General features: G+C 39.0%; 1 protein-coding gene. It reads left to right on the forward strand.

Features of this window, described 5'->3' with window-relative positions; genetic code table 11:
- Positions 1-564 (forward strand): glycosyltransferase (locus DVK01_RS21145; RefSeq protein WP_147435231.1); only part of this gene is annotated, 564 nt, incomplete at both ends.

The following is a 564-nucleotide window of genomic DNA, read 5'->3' on the forward strand; positions in this document are numbered from 1 at the left end:
GGAGATTATTCTCTCACCATCTCAGTTTGTAATATCCAAATACAACTCATCTGGCATGTTTGAGAATGTGCCTTGTAAGCGACTTCCTTTAGGGATATCTGCTGAAACTCAAAAAGAGACAAATGGTGGTGAATGTGGCGGTGGAAATTCTAAGAAGAGACAGATCTTATATGTGGGGCAGTTAACTTATTCTAAAGGAGTTGATGTATTAGTAGAAGCAGTTGCTGACTTTGAGTCAGAAGATATTGAGGTACATATTCTGGGGAAGGGACCCCAAAAGTCTAAACTTGAATTGATGGCCTCAGACTTAGAAAATATTCACATTCACGGATTTGTACCTGAAGATGAATTGAAACAGATGTATTTGGAAGCGGATCTTACAGTTGTTCCTTCAAGATGGTATGATAATTCTCCGATGGTGATCTACGAAAGCTTTGCCTATGGAACTCCCGTAATTGGATCAAAGATTGGTGGAATTCCAGAATTAATAGATAATGGTGAAACGGGATACTTGTTTGAACCCGAGAACCCAAACCAATTGAAAAACGCTATTGAAATGTCGCT

The sequence above is a fragment of the Haloarcula sp. Atlit-120R genome, from assembly GCF_003665885.1.
In the GTDB taxonomy this organism is placed as follows: domain Archaea; phylum Halobacteriota; class Halobacteria; order Halobacteriales; family Haloarculaceae; genus Haloarcula; species Haloarcula taiwanensis.